This is a genomic window from Maridesulfovibrio spiralis (SeqCode) (genome assembly GCF_048571135.1).
Taxonomy (GTDB): domain Bacteria; phylum Desulfobacterota; class Desulfovibrionia; order Desulfovibrionales; family Desulfovibrionaceae; genus Maridesulfovibrio; species Maridesulfovibrio spiralis.
The window spans coordinates 464,610-480,405 of sequence record NZ_CP182344.1 but is presented as its reverse complement, the minus strand read 5'-3'; the positions used below and the strand labels follow the sequence as shown (position 1 = coordinate 480,405).

Annotated in this window: 16 protein-coding genes; 9 read left to right on the top strand and 7 right to left on the bottom strand. The window is 48.2% G+C overall.

The annotated features are described in order from the left end of the window. Both ACNI29_RS02205 and ACNI29_RS02200 read right to left on the bottom strand, forming a co-directional pair. Positions 1–747 carry a UPF0280 family protein gene (locus ACNI29_RS02205; protein WP_419780553.1) on the bottom strand — a complete coding sequence of 249 codons (747 nt, stop codon included), beginning with the start codon at positions 745–747 and terminating at the stop codon, positions 1–3. Between the two features lie 134 nt (positions 748–881). Further along, a complete protein-coding gene (locus ACNI29_RS02200; RefSeq protein ID WP_419780552.1) occupies positions 882–1,532 on the bottom strand; it encodes a lactate utilization protein in 651 nt (216 codons plus the stop codon). A 372-nt stretch (positions 1,533–1,904) separates the two neighbouring features. On the opposite strand from ACNI29_RS02200, the gene rpmH reads away from it, so the two are divergent. The 7 genes from rpmH (at position 1,905) to ACNI29_RS02165 (ending at position 7,637) form a co-directional block, all read left to right on the top strand. Beyond that, the gene (rpmH, locus tag ACNI29_RS02195; RefSeq protein WP_015850946.1) at positions 1,905–2,039 is read left to right on the top strand and encodes a 50S ribosomal protein L34; all 135 of its coding nucleotides are present in this window, start codon (positions 1,905–1,907) and stop codon (positions 2,037–2,039) included. Further along, positions 2,027–2,401, top strand: a complete 375-nt coding sequence (rnpA, locus tag ACNI29_RS02190) for a ribonuclease P protein component (protein ID WP_419782077.1) — start codon at positions 2,027–2,029, stop codon at positions 2,399–2,401. Before rpmH ends, rnpA begins: the two co-directional genes overlap by 13 nt. Further along, a complete protein-coding gene (gene yidD, locus ACNI29_RS02185) occupies positions 2,401–2,664 on the top strand; it encodes a membrane protein insertion efficiency factor YidD (protein WP_419780551.1) in 264 nt (87 codons plus the stop codon). The genes rnpA and yidD overlap by 1 nt, the downstream gene beginning before the upstream one ends. 29 nt (positions 2,665–2,693) lie before the next feature. Beyond that, complete coding sequence (yidC, locus tag ACNI29_RS02180; RefSeq protein ID WP_419780550.1) at positions 2,694–4,313, top strand: membrane protein insertase YidC; 1,620 nt, start codon at positions 2,694–2,696, stop codon at positions 4,311–4,313. A 51-nt stretch (positions 4,314–4,364) separates the two neighbouring features. Continuing rightward, positions 4,365–5,909, top strand: coding sequence for an RNA-binding cell elongation regulator Jag/EloR (gene jag / locus ACNI29_RS02175; protein WP_419780549.1), 1,545 nt, complete (start codon positions 4,365–4,367; stop codon positions 5,907–5,909). 89 nt (positions 5,910–5,998) lie between these two features. After that, positions 5,999–7,378 (top strand): tRNA uridine-5-carboxymethylaminomethyl(34) synthesis GTPase MnmE, encoded by a 1,380-nt coding sequence (gene mnmE / locus ACNI29_RS02170; RefSeq protein WP_419782076.1) that lies wholly within the window; start codon positions 5,999–6,001, stop codon positions 7,376–7,378. A gap of 1 nt (position 7,379) precedes the next feature. Next, the gene (locus ACNI29_RS02165; protein ID WP_419780548.1) at positions 7,380–7,637 is read left to right on the top strand and encodes a hypothetical protein; all 258 of its coding nucleotides are present in this window, start codon (positions 7,380–7,382) and stop codon (positions 7,635–7,637) included. A gap of 123 nt (positions 7,638–7,760) precedes the next feature. Here ACNI29_RS02165 and ACNI29_RS02160 read toward each other — a convergent pair whose 3' ends face one another. The 5 genes from ACNI29_RS02160 to ACNI29_RS02140 form a co-directional block, all read right to left on the bottom strand. Beyond that, positions 7,761–8,429 (bottom strand): TIGR04282 family arsenosugar biosynthesis glycosyltransferase, encoded by a 669-nt coding sequence (locus ACNI29_RS02160; protein WP_419780547.1) that lies wholly within the window; start codon positions 8,427–8,429, stop codon positions 7,761–7,763. Continuing rightward, positions 8,426–9,133: a TIGR04283 family arsenosugar biosynthesis glycosyltransferase gene (locus ACNI29_RS02155; RefSeq protein ID WP_419780546.1), complete on the bottom strand. Its 708-nt coding sequence runs from the start codon at positions 9,131–9,133 to the stop codon at positions 8,426–8,428. Before ACNI29_RS02155 ends, ACNI29_RS02160 begins: the two co-directional genes overlap by 4 nt. Positions 9,134–9,312: 179 nt before the next feature. After that, complete coding sequence (locus tag ACNI29_RS02150; protein ID WP_419780545.1) at positions 9,313–9,663, bottom strand: TraR/DksA family transcriptional regulator; 351 nt, start codon at positions 9,661–9,663, stop codon at positions 9,313–9,315. Positions 9,664–9,825: 162 nt separating this feature from the next. Then, positions 9,826–11,337 carry a 4-alpha-glucanotransferase gene (gene malQ, locus ACNI29_RS02145; protein WP_419780544.1) on the bottom strand — a complete coding sequence of 504 codons (1,512 nt, stop codon included), beginning with the start codon at positions 11,335–11,337 and terminating at the stop codon, positions 9,826–9,828. 103 nt (positions 11,338–11,440) lie between these two features. Next, entirely contained in the window at positions 11,441–13,234 is a 1,794-nt protein-coding gene (locus ACNI29_RS02140; RefSeq protein WP_419780543.1) for an alpha-amylase family glycosyl hydrolase, read from the bottom strand. Between the two features lie 126 nt (positions 13,235–13,360). On the opposite strand from ACNI29_RS02140, the gene ACNI29_RS02135 reads away from it, so the two are divergent. Together ACNI29_RS02135 and ACNI29_RS02130 are read left to right on the top strand one after the other, a co-directional pair. Further along, positions 13,361–13,714, top strand: a complete 354-nt coding sequence (locus ACNI29_RS02135) for a hypothetical protein (protein WP_419780542.1) — start codon at positions 13,361–13,363, stop codon at positions 13,712–13,714. Positions 13,715–14,038: 324 nt separating this feature from the next. Next, positions 14,039–15,778, top strand: a complete 1,740-nt coding sequence (locus ACNI29_RS02130) for a bifunctional lysophospholipid acyltransferase family protein/GNAT family N-acetyltransferase (RefSeq protein ID WP_419780541.1) — start codon at positions 14,039–14,041, stop codon at positions 15,776–15,778. The last annotated feature ends 18 nt before the right edge of the window (positions 15,779–15,796 follow it).

Genomic DNA, 15,796 nt, shown 5'->3' with positions numbered 1-15,796 from the left:
TTAAAGAGCGATCAACTCAAGCTCGCCCCATGCTCCGATTTTGGAGTCGTATTGCACAAAAATTCCTTCAAGCCCGTGTTCAGTAAGAGTGCGGGCTTTTTCTATTACTAATGGAACGTCAGCAGGTGATTTAAGCAGATTGGCGAGGGCTGTTGCTGCCGCATCAGCGAAACGTCCGTCTTTGGCGCGGACAGTAACCAGATCTCCGCTTCCGAGGCTCAAAGAATGTCCGATGGTCCCGGAAGACGAGCAGATGGAAAGGGGAAATTCATCGGCTTCAACGGTAAGACCGATTTTTGTACCTGATTCAGGTTCGGAAAGTAGGCCGATTTTCCGAGGGCGAGTGGAATGCATGTAAATATCACCGCCGTTTTCAACTATCACATTCGCTGAAAAGGGCAGTAATTTACCGGCAACAAATTGGGCTACAGCACCGGCTACCGCTGCCATGGGACCTACTCCGCAAGCCTGTGCGCCATCTGCCATTGCTTTTATGGCCGGATGGACATCATTAGGAACAGCAACCGGCACGAGGCTGGTGGCGAAATCAGGATTGAGCACAAAGTGGGCCTGCAAAATGCCGCGAATCTTATGTACGGCATCAAGAGCCTGAGCACTTAAATCCTTTTCGGCGACAATAAATAAATCAGTCTGTTCGACAACGACCTGAAAGGAAGTTTCGTTTTCAGACAGTGCAATGCTGTCCCGGTATCTACGGGTATGGTCAGTATGAATTTTTTTACTCAAGGTACGGATCCAGAATTTAGCAAGAACTTCAAAGCGACAGCGGCGAAGCCAAATAAAAGTTTTTGGGAAGGGAGAGTCCAGAGGGGGAACCGTTTTTACAAAAAAGGTTTCCCCCTCTGGCCGCCGGAGGCTTCCTAGAAGCCTAAATCTTCGTTGATGAAGACTACATGGATGCGGCCTTTAGGCGCGGACTTTTCGGTAATCGCCCAGACGTTACAGATGCGATCCTTGGAATTACAGTCCTGACACTTACCGGTAACAGCACAGGGGGTCTTACGCTTCAGGCGCATGGCGTTAACAGGAGCAGCGTATTCTTTTACACGGCTGACAGCAGCATCGAGATCCGGACAGAGCTTGTTGCGGCCGACCAGAACAATGACATTGCGGGGGCCGAAAGCCATCGCAGCAACGCGGTTGCCTGTGCCGTCGAGGTTCACGAGTTCCCCTTCTTCGGTAAAAGCATTGGCACTGGTGATGAACAGGTCGGTCAGCAGCGCCTGTCTACGGCGTTCAATTTTTTCCGCCATAGGGGGGGTCACATCGTAGGTGTCGATAACTTTGACTTTCTGAAGTTTTTTAACTTTGTCGTAGACACCGGAATCAACAACGGTCATCGAGCCGCCGAAGCTGATGGACTTGGGCTTAAGCTTGGGAATAATTTTATCGAGAACAAGCGAAGCTGCAGCTTTCTGGCTTTTTGCAACATATGTTTCGTATCCGTTATCTTCAAAAACTTCTTTAATTTCTCCAAGCTTGATATCCCAGAAAGTTTGTACCGGTTTCATGCTTATCTCCTTGAAATCGTTTCAGTCCACGAGAGTGGAGCGGTTATGGATTGGGCCGCTTAAAAATAGTATGAAAAAAGCGGTGAAAAAAAAATATGCCCGTGTTACTCTGCTTTACACAAGTTAAGAGCATTCCACGTCAGCATTATGTATGAATTAACTTTGACAGTATGGCCGCATCGGGTTATGCGGACTTGTTTTCGTTTTGCAGCAGCATAGAATATTCAGAGTGAGATTAAAAGCACTTAGCTGCACGGTCACATTGAAAACATTTCTTGACGATATTTGAAGTAGGGGATATATGTTCCCGTTCCTCGTAGCCGGAATTTGGTCTCCGGCTTTACAACGTTATTATTTTTTGGAGAAATAGACATGAAAAGAACTTACCAGCCTAGTAAATGCAGAAGAAAAAGAACCCACGGTTTTCTCGTACGCTCCCGCACCAAAAACGGTCGTGCTGTTATCGCAAGACGTCGTGCAAAAGGTCGTAAAAGATTAGCCGTTTAAGTTGGACAAAGGAGCACAAGCTCCTTCGTAAGCCTGAATTTGATCTCTGCTATGAGCAGGGAAAAAAGCTCTTCACAAGGAGTTTTATACTCTTTGTGCTGTGTCATGGTAGCGGCCCCAGCGGGGTCCGTTTGGGCCTTACCGTGAGCAGAAAAAAAGGGCCGGCTGTGGTTAGGAACCGTATTAAACGGGTCCTGCGCAGTTTCTTCAGGTTGAATCAGGAACAATTTCAGATTCGTGCGGATGTAATTATTGTGCCCAAACGAGTACTGAACGGCAGGACTGTATCCTATGGTCAGGTCGAAAAAGAATTTCTTCCCATGATCGGCAAGATCAATAAACTTGCCGTTGATGGTGAGTAATGAGAAATCAGGGAATGCGGACTCTGTTTCTTTATCCTATACGCTTTTATCAGAAGTTTATATCCCCGTTATTTCCGGGGTGTTGTCGCTTTCATCCAACCTGCTCGCAATACGCCATAGAGGCTATATCCCTTCATGGAGTGCTTAGAGGGGGGATGTATGCTTTGTGGCGTCTGTTGCGTTGTAATCCGCTATGCAAGGGCGGATATGATCCCGTCCCCGTCCATAAAAAAGTTCCACCGCGCAGTCCCGGCTTAATTTGAGGGACCAATTTTTAGTGAGAAAATAAGACATGGAAAATAAACGCGTTATTTTGGCTGTAGCCCTTTCGTTTGCAGTACTTCTCGGCTGGCAATTCTTTTTTCCTCCCCAGCCGCAGCAGCCCGCGCCTGCACAGCAGGAGCAAACCGCTCAACCAAATCAGGCCGTTGATTCCAATGTCGCCGGACCTGTGTCAAACCAGTTGCCTGATCCCGCGTCTACAAGCGCTATTGTTTCCGCAAAGGGAACAAAACTTACCGTAGATACCCCTCTTTACTCTGCTGTGATCAATTCACAGGGTGGTCTCCTCGAGAGCTTCGAGCTTAAAAAGTTCAAAGCAACCATCGATGCTGATTCCCCCTACGTGGATATGGTCGGTAAAAATGCTTTGAACAAAGCTCCCATGGGGCTGATCCTCAACGGCATTCCCACCTGGGCTAACGGAGTTTGGGGATTTGAAGGCAGCGACCTTAAGCTGGACGGCGACAAACTCGGAACTCTGGTTTTCCGAGGAGATGTGGAAGGATTCAGAATTGAGCGCAGGCTTACTTTTCACTCTGATAACTACCTTATTGATGAAGACGTAAGGGTTATCAACAAATCCAACCCCAGCGGAATGGGCCGTATCGCATTCACCACCGCTACCAAGAGCCTGACCGCAGCTGATGACCGTTACAACCCGACAAGGATTGCTTGGTATAATGTTGAAGGTCTGGTTGAGCAGAATGACCGTGATGAACTGACTGAAACCGGTGTAAGTGAGACCGGTAAGATCAGCTGGGCGGCCATTGATTCTAACTACTTCATCCTCGCCCTCGTTCCCAGAGCTGATTCCATCACCATGAAGGGTAAACTGCAGGATGACATTTTCCGTATTGCAGCTGAGCAGAATGTCTCTCTGGATAAAGACGTTGAACGCAAGCTGGCCTGTTCCTACTATTTTGGTCCCATGGATGCACCGCTGATGGCCAAGGTTCCCGGTGAACTTTCCAAAGCTGTTGACTTCGGCTGGTTCGATATCATCGCCAAGCCCCTTGTTGTGGCTCTCGAGTGGTTCCACCAGTATACCAACAACTATGGTATCGCGATCATCCTGCTGACCATCGTAATCAAGATCCTTTTCTGGCCCCTGTCCCACAAGAGTTACAAATCCATGGAGCAGATGAAGCGTCTGCAGCCCATGATGGCCAAACTTCGCGAGAAACACGGCGACGACAGGGAAGCCCTTAATAAAGAGATGATGCAGCTCTATAAGACATACAATGTCAACCCGGCCGGCGGTTGCCTGCCCATGCTGCTGCAGATTCCTGTCTTTTTCGGACTGTACAAGGCGTTGATGGGAACAGTTGCCCTCAGGCATGCTGATTTTGTCCACTTCCTGCCTTTTACTGATATTGTCTGGCTGGCCGACCTTTCGGCAAAAGACCCGCTTTACATCACTCCTATCGTGATGGGTGCGACCATGTTCCTGCAGCAGAAGATGACTCCTTCCGCAGGCGACCCGACACAGCAGAAAATCATGATGTTTCTGCCCCTCGTGTTCACTTTTATGTTCCTCAACTTCCCTTCCGGGCTGGTTGTATACTGGATGGTGAACAACGTACTTTCAATTGCACAGCAGTGGATGATGATGCGCAACGTGAAGAATTAGCGCGTAAAAGCTGATCGGATTTAATGGAGTGAAGAACAATCAGGAGATAGAATGAGCGAATTCATGGAATTCCAGGGGAAGAATTTGGACGAGGCGATTAATAACGCCTGTGATCATTTTAGTCTGAATCGCGATAAACTTGAGATTGAGATAATCAGCGGAGGATCCACCGGAGTATTTGGTCTGGTGGGTAAGAAAAACGCAAAGGTAAAAGCGCGCCCCAGAGGTGCCGATAACCGTTCAGCAATGAATGATGATTCCAGAAGGGGAAGAGGACGTCATCAGAGAAGGGAACAGTCTGAACAGAGACCTCCCAGAAATGAGCGTCGCCGTGAAGAACAGGTTCCGGCAGCAACGGAAGAAACTCCTGCTGCTCCGCCAGTCGAACCTGAGGTTCCTGCGGTAAAGCCTGAAGCTGAAGTTGCTGTGAAAGAAGAAGGTGAAGTGGCTGTTAAACCTGATAGCGAAATGGCTGTCAGGGAGGAAGCACCTGCACCGGCTGTCGCAGAAAGCCCTGCTGATTCTCAGGACGAACCCAACGAAGAACAGGCTGATCGTCGTGAAGAGCGTCGTGAAGAGCGTCGCGAACCCCGCAGCATTATGGAGGGCGACCCCGAAGATATCGCTGCTGCTGTGCGTGAAGCACTCGAAATGATGATTGAACCCATCATTCAGGATCAGCCCAAACTCGAGATTGAAGTCGGTGAAGACCGTGTAAATGTTTTGGTAGATGATGAAGAGAATTCCGGTCTGATCATCGGCCGCGAGGGACAGACTTTGTCTTCCCTGCAGTATCTCTGTAACCGCATGGTCTCCAAGAAATTGCAGACTTCCGTACGTGTGCAGATTGATACCGGCGACTACCGTGAACGTCAGGACGAGAAGCTCCGTCAGTTGGCTTGGCATCTTGCCGATAAGGCCATGCACACCGGACGCGTTCAGTCCACAAAGCCTCTCAGCTCCTACCACCGTCGTGTTGTCCACATGGCCCTGCAGGAAGATAAGCATGTCAATACCCGCAGCAAGGGCGAAGGCCCCATGAAGCGCGTACTGATTCTGCCTCGCAGAAGCCGTGGAGGCGGTAGACGCAACGACAATTACAATCGTGGAAGCGACCGTTACGATTCCCGTAGCAATGATCGCAGCAATGATCGCAGCAATGATCGCAGCAACGACCGCAGCAACGACCGCAGCAACGACCGTAGCAATGACCGCAGCCGTGGTCGCCGCAATGATCGCACCGAACGTAATGATAATTATCGCGGACGTCGCAATGACCGTAACGAACGCACTGATAATTATCGCGGACGCAGTGATCGTAATGACCGCACTGACAACTATCGTGGCCGTCGCAATGACCGTAACGAGAATTATACCAAGCGTAGCGACAACTATAATCGGGAACGCGACGAGAACTTCGGTAACCGCGAAGAATTCAACCGTCCAGCTCCTTTTGATGATAATTACGGCAACCGTTACCAGCAGAATGACAGTTTCGGGAACCGCCAGTCGCGCTATAATAAAAACAGCCGCAATGACCGTAATAAAGACGGTAACAGCTCTAGCTATAACAACGACCGCTACAACCGTTACTAATTGTTCACGAGCGGTGAATAATGACTTTGAAAACCCCGTGGACGAATGTCTGCGGGGTTTATCCTTTCAGGGAGAATATTGATATGTCCATCACTTCCACCGGAACAATTACCGCAATCGCCACCCCTCCGGGTGACGGCGGAGTCGGAATTATCAGGATCAGCGGAGAAAAAGCCCTGACAATAGCTGAAGATATTTTTCGTCCGGCCAAGAAATCTTTTTCCGGTTTCAAACCGTACACCATGCACTACGGTACAGTTGTTGATTCTGAAGCTGTTGAGATAGATGACGTTCTTGCTGTATATATGCCCGGTCCCAATTCATATACCGGGGAAGATACCGTGGAGCTCAACTGTCACGGTGGACGGGCTATTCTTAGCGCTGTGCTCGGCGAGGTCATCTGCAAGGGAGCGCGGCTTGCCAATGCCGGGGAATTTACTTTGCGTGCTTTTCTGAACGGACGTATGGACCTCACTCAGGCTGAAGCTGTTGCAGAGATGATTCACGCTCCTTCCAGAGGAGCCGCACAACTGGCTAAGGTCAAGCTTTCCGGTGTACTCGGTGAACGTATAACCGGGCTTCGTACTCGTCTCGAAGAGTTGCGGGCACAGCTTTGTGTCGCTGTTGATTTCCCGGAAGATGAGCTTGAGTGTCTGCCCTTAGAGCAGATGCAGGCCGAAGTGGGTGATGCCGTAAAAAATATTTCTGAAATACTTTCCGGCGTTGAACGTACCAAAGCATGGCGCGAGGGTGCTCTGGCAGTTCTTTCTGGAAAGGTCAATGCTGGTAAATCCAGTCTGCTTAATGCGTTACTGGGACGTGATCGTGCGATTGTTACTGATATTCCGGGTACGACCCGCGATTTCATCGAGGAAACATTGAACCTTGATGGTTTACAGGTCCGGGTTGTGGATACTGCTGGTTTGCGTGAAACGAGTGATGCGGTTGAGTTGGCCGGACTTGATATGGGCCGAGACCTTGCTTCCCAAGCAGATTTAGTGCTTCTGATCATCGATGGTTCACAGCCTTTCGCTCTTGAAGATCTTGATCCGCAATTTGCCGTAATGAGCGCAGATTGCCTCGCGGTTATCAATAAATCGGATCTTGAGCAGTCCAGTCCGTCTCCTGCGGAAATTATGCGTGGGGCAGGCTATGAGGTTGTTGAAATTTCGGCCAAAAAGGGCCAAGGTATTGAGCGTTTGGCTGCTCATGTCCGTGAGCACATTTTAAAAGGAGCTGGCGAGCCGGACCCGGATGAACTCGTGCCCAACTCACGTCAGGCAGCTACTTTGAAAAAAGCCAATTCTGAGCTTAAAGAGCTTATGGCAGACATTGAAATGCAGATACCTTACGACTTGCTTGGTGTGCGCCTTGAGGCCGCTTGCAGTGCGCTTTCCGAAATTACCGGGGAGATTACACCGCAGGAAGTGTTGAATTCAATTTTCGAAAATTTTTGCGTTGGTAAATAATATGGATGACAGTAAATTTGTTGATCTGAAAGCCGTGACCTGTGGGCTTGTGCCTATCATTGTAAATCACTTGGATACCACTTCTAATACTGTTGTGGAATTTCAGGTAAGACTCGGAATACGTGAAGAACTCATGAGCGGATTCGGGACAGGTGGTAACTGGGATATCGAGGTTCTCGACGACCTTGGATGTGACCGTCTGCGCTTTACCCGTCGTAGAGAGTCTAACGAAGACAAACTGAATATTGTTGAGTATTAGTCGGAATGCTTGCGGCGGTCTCTTCCTGGGCTGACCCCTTCGGGGCGATGCTTTGAGGCGCTGGGCAAATCCGCTTTTCTGCGGTTTTGTTGGAAAAGTGTTTAAGAATTCCAAAACTTTTTATTAGTTTTGTGTAAGTCTGCTTTGTAGAATCGTACTTAACAAGGCCTTGCTTTTGGGGCATCGATGCGCGTTTGATGGGCTTAATCGTTTCAAGTCTGCAATTGTGTCCATGTCCTGATGTTCTGACAGAATTTCCGGTTTTATGTTAATTTTTTTGAGGCGTGAAATTGTCTCACCGAAGACTCTTTCCGTGCTCCATTCCATGTTTTCGAAGATGGATTTGGTCAAATAATCTTTCTGAAAACCGATCAGATAATACCCCCCGTCACTTGCAGGTCCAATGCAGGCGGGGGCTTTTTTTATATTCAGCATGGCCTGTTTCACTATTTCCGGATCAAGATCAGGTAAGTCACTTCCTGTAAGAATGGCGGTATTGCTGCCACCTTTGAAAGCTTTTTGCAACGCGTTGAACATACGTGCGCCGAGATTTTCGCCGTGCTGGGGAATATAATGGCGATCACCTAGCCAGTCCCGATACTTCTCTTCCGGTTGAAATGGATCGAAAGCTATTATCGGGCTGATACCGATACTCTCCAAATTATGCAGCATGTCTTCAACGAAAGCAGTATAAAGTTCGGCAGCTGTTTCAAATCCAAGGTCCTGCCCAATTCTCGTTTTGACCTTTCCTGCTACTGGAAATTTAACAAAAATTATGACCGCGCAACTCATGATCGTTTGCCTTTTTTGCGGTACATTTTTTTTAGAGTAAGGGGTTTTACGCCCCAGAAATGTAGAAGACGCAGGAAGGTATTGCGTAAGGCGCAGCAGAGCGGTCCGGCAGCTAAATAGCGGCGTGCTGAGGTTGTGATTGATTCCTTGAGAATGACTATTTCGAGCCGTTGCCGTTTAATATTCTGGAAAAATTCAACATCTTCCATGAGCGGAATTTCGGGAAAGCCGCCTAGCTTTTCAAAATTTGAGCGTGAAATAAAAATAGCCTGATCACCGTAGGGGACGCGCTCAATTCTACAGCGTAGGTCTGCTATGTATGCAATCCATTTCAAGGAGCGCTGATGGGTGTCGAAACCGAGTTTGAAGGCTCCGGCAGTGGCGCATGGCGCGTTAAGTGCTTTGCGGACGAGGGTACCCGCAGCGGGCGGCAGAGTTGTATCTGCATGCAGAAAAAGCAGGATGTCTCCCTCGGCCTTCTGCGCACCGTAATTCATCTGGACCGCACGTCCCGGAGGTGATGCGATGAGCTTCACCCTATTATCGTCTACAGCGGACAGGGTAGACCCGTCAGCGGACCCGTCAACGATTATTATCTCGCAATTCTCCTCGCAGTTTTTCTTTACATTCGCGATGCATGAGTTGATCGTCTCAGCCTCATTATAAGCCGGAATGATGACAGATATTTTCAAGATTGATGACATGGATAGATAACTATCCTGTTTCCCAAGCCCAATAAAGGGGAATATTTAAGCACAGCGTGGCGAAGCCTTCTTAAAAGTTTTTGCACGAGTCCCGAGAAACTTTTTCCAAAAAGTTTCTTTGGCTCTCGGAGCCGCCAGAGGCAATATATTTTACCCAAGGGCAGAGCGCCTCAAAATAATTAACCTACACGGCCGAGCTGATCTTCTTCCATACGGGACTGACAGGCTACGCAGAAGCGGGTAGTCGGGTTAGCTTTGATGCGAGCAATGGCGATTTCTTCCCCGCACTCTTCGCAGATACCAAAATCCCAGTTGTCTACACGGCTGATGGTTTCTTCGAGTTCTCCTATCAGCAGTGCTTCGCGTGCATGTAAGGCGAGATTTATTTTTTGCTCGCTGATGCGGGAAGCGTATTCGTTATCGTCTGCGCAGTTTTCTACAGCAGTGTCCCGTGTTTTAGTGCGCATGGTGAGTTCTGAAAGTTTTTCTTCAAGATGTTTCCTGATGCTTTCTCTCTGAGAAGAATTCATAATAACCTCCGACTTTTGTGGTGGAACCGATTAATAAATCCTTTGACTATGGGGCTTATACGCCTGCCAGTCCGGAAGAAAATCGCATTCCTGTTACGGAGGTGGAACAATTTTACAACACTATAAAAAAATCTGAATTTTCGATGTTTTTAAAGCACAGAATTAATCAATTTTGCTTGTGCGGCCGAAAAGTTCGGTCATTTCACCTAATCGTTCACGGATAAGTGGTGTCAACTGGCCGGGGGTAAGTTTCCAGCCCCAATTCCCATCAGGTTCACCGGGAACATTCATGCGCGCGTTTCCATCAAGGCTGAGCAGGTCCTGCACTTGAATCACACACAGGCAGCCGACGCTGGACATGAGCATACGGATCATCTCCCACGAAATCTTTGCATCATCAATCCAATCGTAGCCCAGATAAGCGAGCAGGTTCTTGCGGCTGATTTCGTCGGCATCATCAAGGAACCAGCCCCGATTGGTGTTGTTGTCATGTGTTCCGGTATAAACCACAGCGTTGCGTTTGTGGTTATGCAGAGCGTCACCGCAATAACCGATATCCTCTCCAAAGGAAAATTGCAGAATGTTCATACCCGGCAATTGAAAGCGGTCTTTGAGCCAGATCACGTCCGGGGTGATGTGTCCGAGATCTTCAGCGATAATCGGCAAGCACCCCTCTTCGGCAGTTAGCTTTTCAAAAAGCTGATGCCCCGGGGCGGGAACCCAGTACCCCTCCATGGCTGTTTCTGCATCGGCAGGAACTTCCCAATATGCGGAAAATCCCCGGAAATGGTCGAGCCGAACCCAGTGGTAAAGGCCGAGGTTATGCTTCATGCGACTGATCCACCAGCCGAAACCGTCATTTTGAAGGACTTCCCAATTGTAAACCGGATTACCCCAGAGTTGGCCATTTTTACTGAAATAGTCAGGGGGAACTCCGGCTACGCAGTATGATTCGCCGCTTTCGTCGAGTTTGAAAATATGTTTATTAGCCCAGACATCGGAACTGTCGTGGGTAACATAAATCGGTACATCGCCGATTAGTTCAACCCCGATCTCATCGAGATGGTCTTTCAGCTGTCCCCATTGGCGGAAGAAAATCCATTGGCAGAACTTTACAAATAGAATCTCGCGGTAGAGCTTCTCGCCCCAATGTCGCAGCCCGTCTTCCGTGCGGTCGCGTATGTCATCAGGCCATGTGATCCAACTGGCTCCTTTAAAATGTTTCTTGAGGGCTGTGAAAAGTGCGAAGTCATTGACCCAGTGCATGTTATCCCAGATGAACTGATTGAAGACCGGATCATCCAGCAGATCGTTAGCAACTCTCGAGAAAGCTTTGCGCAGTAGTTGTTCTTTAATTTCTCCAGCAGCATCAAAGTCGGCTTCATTGGAGTCCGGCAGAGTATTTTTGAGAATATCGTCATATTCGAGCAACCCGTATTCAACCATTAGCTCAGGGCTGATCAGGGTGGTGTTGGCCGCAAAGGCAGAAAATCCGGAGTAGGGTGAATTGCAGAGATCTGGAGCAGTGGGGGTGATGGGCAGAACCTGCCAGAACCGCTGACCGGCCTCGGCCAGAAAGTCTGCGAAATCATAGGCTGCGGGACCAATATCGCCCACACCGAAGCGGGAAGGTAATGATGTAAAATGTAAAAGAATGCCGCTGGAACGTTTCATTATCGGATCTCCTTCTTGCACTGCAAGGTATGCTTCAAGTCAGTGCTGACTTGAACATTATCATATTGCAGGGCAAGAGGGGAGATGTCCAGTTACGATGTTTTTACCTGATTGAAATATCCTCGGTGCGGACCATGAGTTCAGAATGTAGAAATAGAGCGAAGGATTGCCCTGCTATTGTAAGTAATCCATCCGAAGGGAGGATGGACGGAAGAGGGGCGGCCTCGCCACCATAACATTTGTTCGCGCTGTACATCTCCGTGGTCCAGACTCCTTCAGGAAGATGTGGAGCAATGCAGCATTCGGTTTCTTCTTTGCCGAAATTGAAGACCACCGCTGCGTATTTGCGGTCTCCTGAGGTGGGGTTTCTGAAAATCAGAATTGTGTCTGGCGCAATTTCTTGCACCTGACATCTGCTGCGGCAGGGTTCGTGAAGAGTGGGGTGTTCTTTACGAATTTTGATTAGTTTGCGGTATAGAGAAAGCATGGCCTGACCCTGTCTATTTTCAATATTCATCCAGTTCAGGCGGCATTCATTTAATGCGGATTCGTTCTCAGCGTCATCGAAAAAAATGAAAGGAGCAGTCTCTCCGTATTCCTCACCCATGAAAATCATAGGGATGTAAGGCGAAAGCAGGGTCGCACCTGCGCTAAGCTTTGCAGCTTCGAATCCTGCTTTTTCGATGATCCGGCATTTTGAATCATGACCGGCATTTTCATCATGCCCTTGTGAATAGACCACAAACATGCAGCCGGGCAGTTCTGATTTACTGCGCCCCTGAAGCCTGATGTAGTGGTCGGAGATTTCACCCCGGTAAGCAAATCCGTACTGCATGGCCGAAACCATGCGGTCTGGGTCCGCGTAATCCTTGAAATGGCCAGTACTGTTCCCGGTTATCCGACTTTGCAGGGCACAGTAAAAGTCATCATTGTATAAGGCGTCGAGTCCATATCCACCCTTTTCCGGGGGCATAACAGGGCGAAGGGCATTACGCTTGTCACCATTAATCAGTACGCAGGTGCGGTTGTTTTCGTGAGCAAAATTTTTGATCCGGGTGGAAAGTTCTTCAAGAAAATGTACCGGAGTCTGGTCATGGATATGGTCGGCGTCTTTGATTCGCAGCCCGTCTATCCGGTAATCACGCAACCATGACAATGCGCATTGAATATAGAATTCCCTCACGCCGTAACTGTATTTTTCATCAAAATTAAGCGAGCGTCCCTTGGGAGCGTTGTATTTTTTACTGAAAAAAGGTGCATAGACCGGGGATAAACTATCCACGGGAACAAGGCTGCCGAAAGACACGTCGAGTACAACAGCAATCCCTTTTAGATGACATTGCTTGACCAGTTCTTTTAATTCAACGGGACTACCGTATCCGGTGTGCACTGCGTAGGGGTAGACCGTATCATATCCCCAGCCCTGCGCACTTGAAAACTGGGCTACAGGCATTAGCTGCAAGGTGTTGATCCCCAGCTGCTTAAGATGTTCCAGTCTGCCTATGACTCCATTGAAATTTTTTTCCGGACTGAATGTCGCAACATGAGCTTCATAAATTATCATTTCGCTCATGGACAGACCGCGAAAAGTGTCCCCGGACCAGTCAAAAGAATGGTGGCCTACTACTGCAGAGACCCCCTCAAGTCCGGCGGGCTGCCAATGTGAGGCAGGATCAGGAGTGGATTTGAATTTGTCGAATTCAAAAGAATAAAGATCACCAGGAGCGATTTTTTCCAATGTGGTTTCATGAAAACCGTATTGAGTAGGGGTCAGTCTTTTGATGGTTTTATGCTGGTTTTCTACCTTAATTTTAACCTCTTGGGCATGCGGGGCAAAAATCCTGAAAGAGCATTTACCATCATCATGAAGTCGTGCACCGAAATACTTTTTATCCATAGTAGCGCCCGTGTTAAAATAAATTTGTTTTTAAGCTAGTAATAATGTATACTGATACCAACAGTCGGCTCGTCTTTTGCATGTGATTGAGTACTTGCATCTCGTAACAGCATCAGGAGGCAGACCATGAATAACCATGAATACCGTGAAGCGTCTGAGGAGCGGGGTAAGATCGCCCAAGTCATGGCTGGTGAAAACTCAATCCTCCACGAACTGGATTTTCAGGATGTGGCTATTTCCACCAACGCCGTAAAAACCCTGCGTAAAGCTGCCGTTGCAGTGATGCAAAGATTTATGCCCGGTAGCTGCCCTGAAAAGTTGACAAATTCACAGGCTGTAGCGTTTTTCATAGACCGTGTGTTTTGGGATCAGGACACCAAGGGGTTGATTCTGTGTGCCGATGTGGCGGAGCGCAGTTTCTGTATTCCAATCCCAAGAGAACATTGGCATATGAAAGTAGATCTTGGAACTATTCAATAGTTATTTTTATCACCTTTGACAAGTATAAAATAAAAGCAGGCAGATTTCTGTCTGCTTTTTATTATTTAACAAATATAGAATTGTCTGTTTTTTTGCTGTGGTTGAAATTGTTGAAATGTAAAACACCTGTCACTGCAGGGTAACACATGCGGGCAGTTACCCGGCTATTGTGGATAATCAAAAATCAATAGCAGGGAGCAGTCGATGGTTCGTGAAACATGTTCTGATTTATTCAGCTTAAAATCACCGTTTGAGGACCCTTTTAGAGAGGCTTTGTTTTCTCTGGTGGAAAAACCCTTGTCGCATCTGCTGTGTTTTCCCAGGTTGAACTCATTATATAGTCAGGTACATGACGAAGACCACTGGGATGAGAAGGCTCAAAAAGATTTCGTCAGTAAGGCGCTGAGTCTTTTAGGGGTTAATGTAGAGCTGAATAGTCAGGAACTTAAGCGTATTCCCAAAAGCGGTCCTTCCGTGGTCGTGGCTAATCATCCTTTCGGAGTTGTTGAAGGACTTATCCTGATGCAGATGCTCAGGGTTGTGCGTCCTGATGTCAAAATCATGGCTAATTTCATGCTCGGGCTTATACCGGAAATGAAGGAGTACCTTATTGCAGTTGATCCTTTCGGTCGTAAAGATTCGTACCTCGGCAATATCTCCGGTCTCAAAGAAGCAGTTAAATGGGTACGTTCCGGGGGGATGCTGGCCGTATTTCCTGCAGGTGAAGTTGCCAGCCTGAATATAAAAGGTGTCAAGGTTGAAGATCCGGTCTGGAGCACTACAGTGGGTGGGATTATCAAACGAACCGGAGCCTGTGCGACCCCGGTCTTTTTCCATGGGCGTAATAGTTTGCTGTTTCAGGCAGCCGGCATGGTCCACCCAAGTCTGCGCACCGTGCTGCTGCCCCGTGAAAATCTGAAGAAAAAAGCAGGTCCGGTGGAATTTGTAGTGGGTAACACTGTCAGTGGTGAACGTCTTTCTTCTTTTGAAAGCAAGCAGGAACTCATGGAATATCTGCGCTTCCGCACTTACGTGCTGAGTTCCCGGTTCAAAAAAAAGAAACTAGTCCTGCCTACTTTCAAGAAAAAGGAAAAACCAATCAGCGATCAAACCGCCCGGCGCAGAATTATTACCGAGCTGAGCATGCTCGGGCCTGATTCCGTTCTGGTTGAGAATAGCGAATTTGCCGTGCATGAAGTTCATGCGGCACATTGTCCGTTTGTGCTGCACGAAATCGGGCGTCTGCGTGAGAAGACTTTCCGTCAGGTCGGCGAAGGGACCGGACAGGCTGTGGATGTGGACCGTTTTGATAATACTTTCATCCATCTGGTGCTCTGGCATAAGGAAAGTGGAGAAATTGCCGGGGCATACCGCATTGCCCGTACTGATGAGCAGATCGAGCTTTTTGGCCTGAATGGCGTATACAGCCATTCTTTTTTCCGTTTTAAGCCGGAGTTCTTTGATAAAGTAACTCCTGCTCTTGAACTGGGTAGGTCCTTCATTCGTCCCAGCTACCAGAAGAATTTCTATTCGTTGATGATGCTCTGGAAAGGTATTGCCGCATATTTGGCGCGAAATCCCCGTTACCGATACCTTTTCGGATGTGTGAGCATTTCCAATGACTACAAAAAAATATCCCGCGAGTTTATTGCTGATTCGCTCATGAAATATAGCGGACGTGCTGATCTTGCCGTGCTGATTTCTCCGGTTAGGCCTTTGAAATTCAGGAAGCTCAAAAGCTGGCAGAAATATACCCCCGGTATTTCATCCTGTAATTCTTCCGATCTTGAAAAGGTGGTGCAGGATATCGAGGGCGGCGCTGGGATTCCGGTGCTGCTGCGCCATTATTTGAAAATCGGAGGCAGACTGGCCGGATTCAATGTTGACCCGGATTTCGGGAACGCTTTGGATGGATTGATCGTAGTCGACCTGATGGAAACTTCCGAGCGTAGTCTTTTTAAATTCATGGGTAAGGAACAGGGGCGGGTATATCGAGATTACCATCTAAGCCGCATGGCGTCGGAACAGGAAGGCAGCACAGCAAAAGATGAAAAAGTGGCTTAGCAGCCAAGTTCAAGGTTT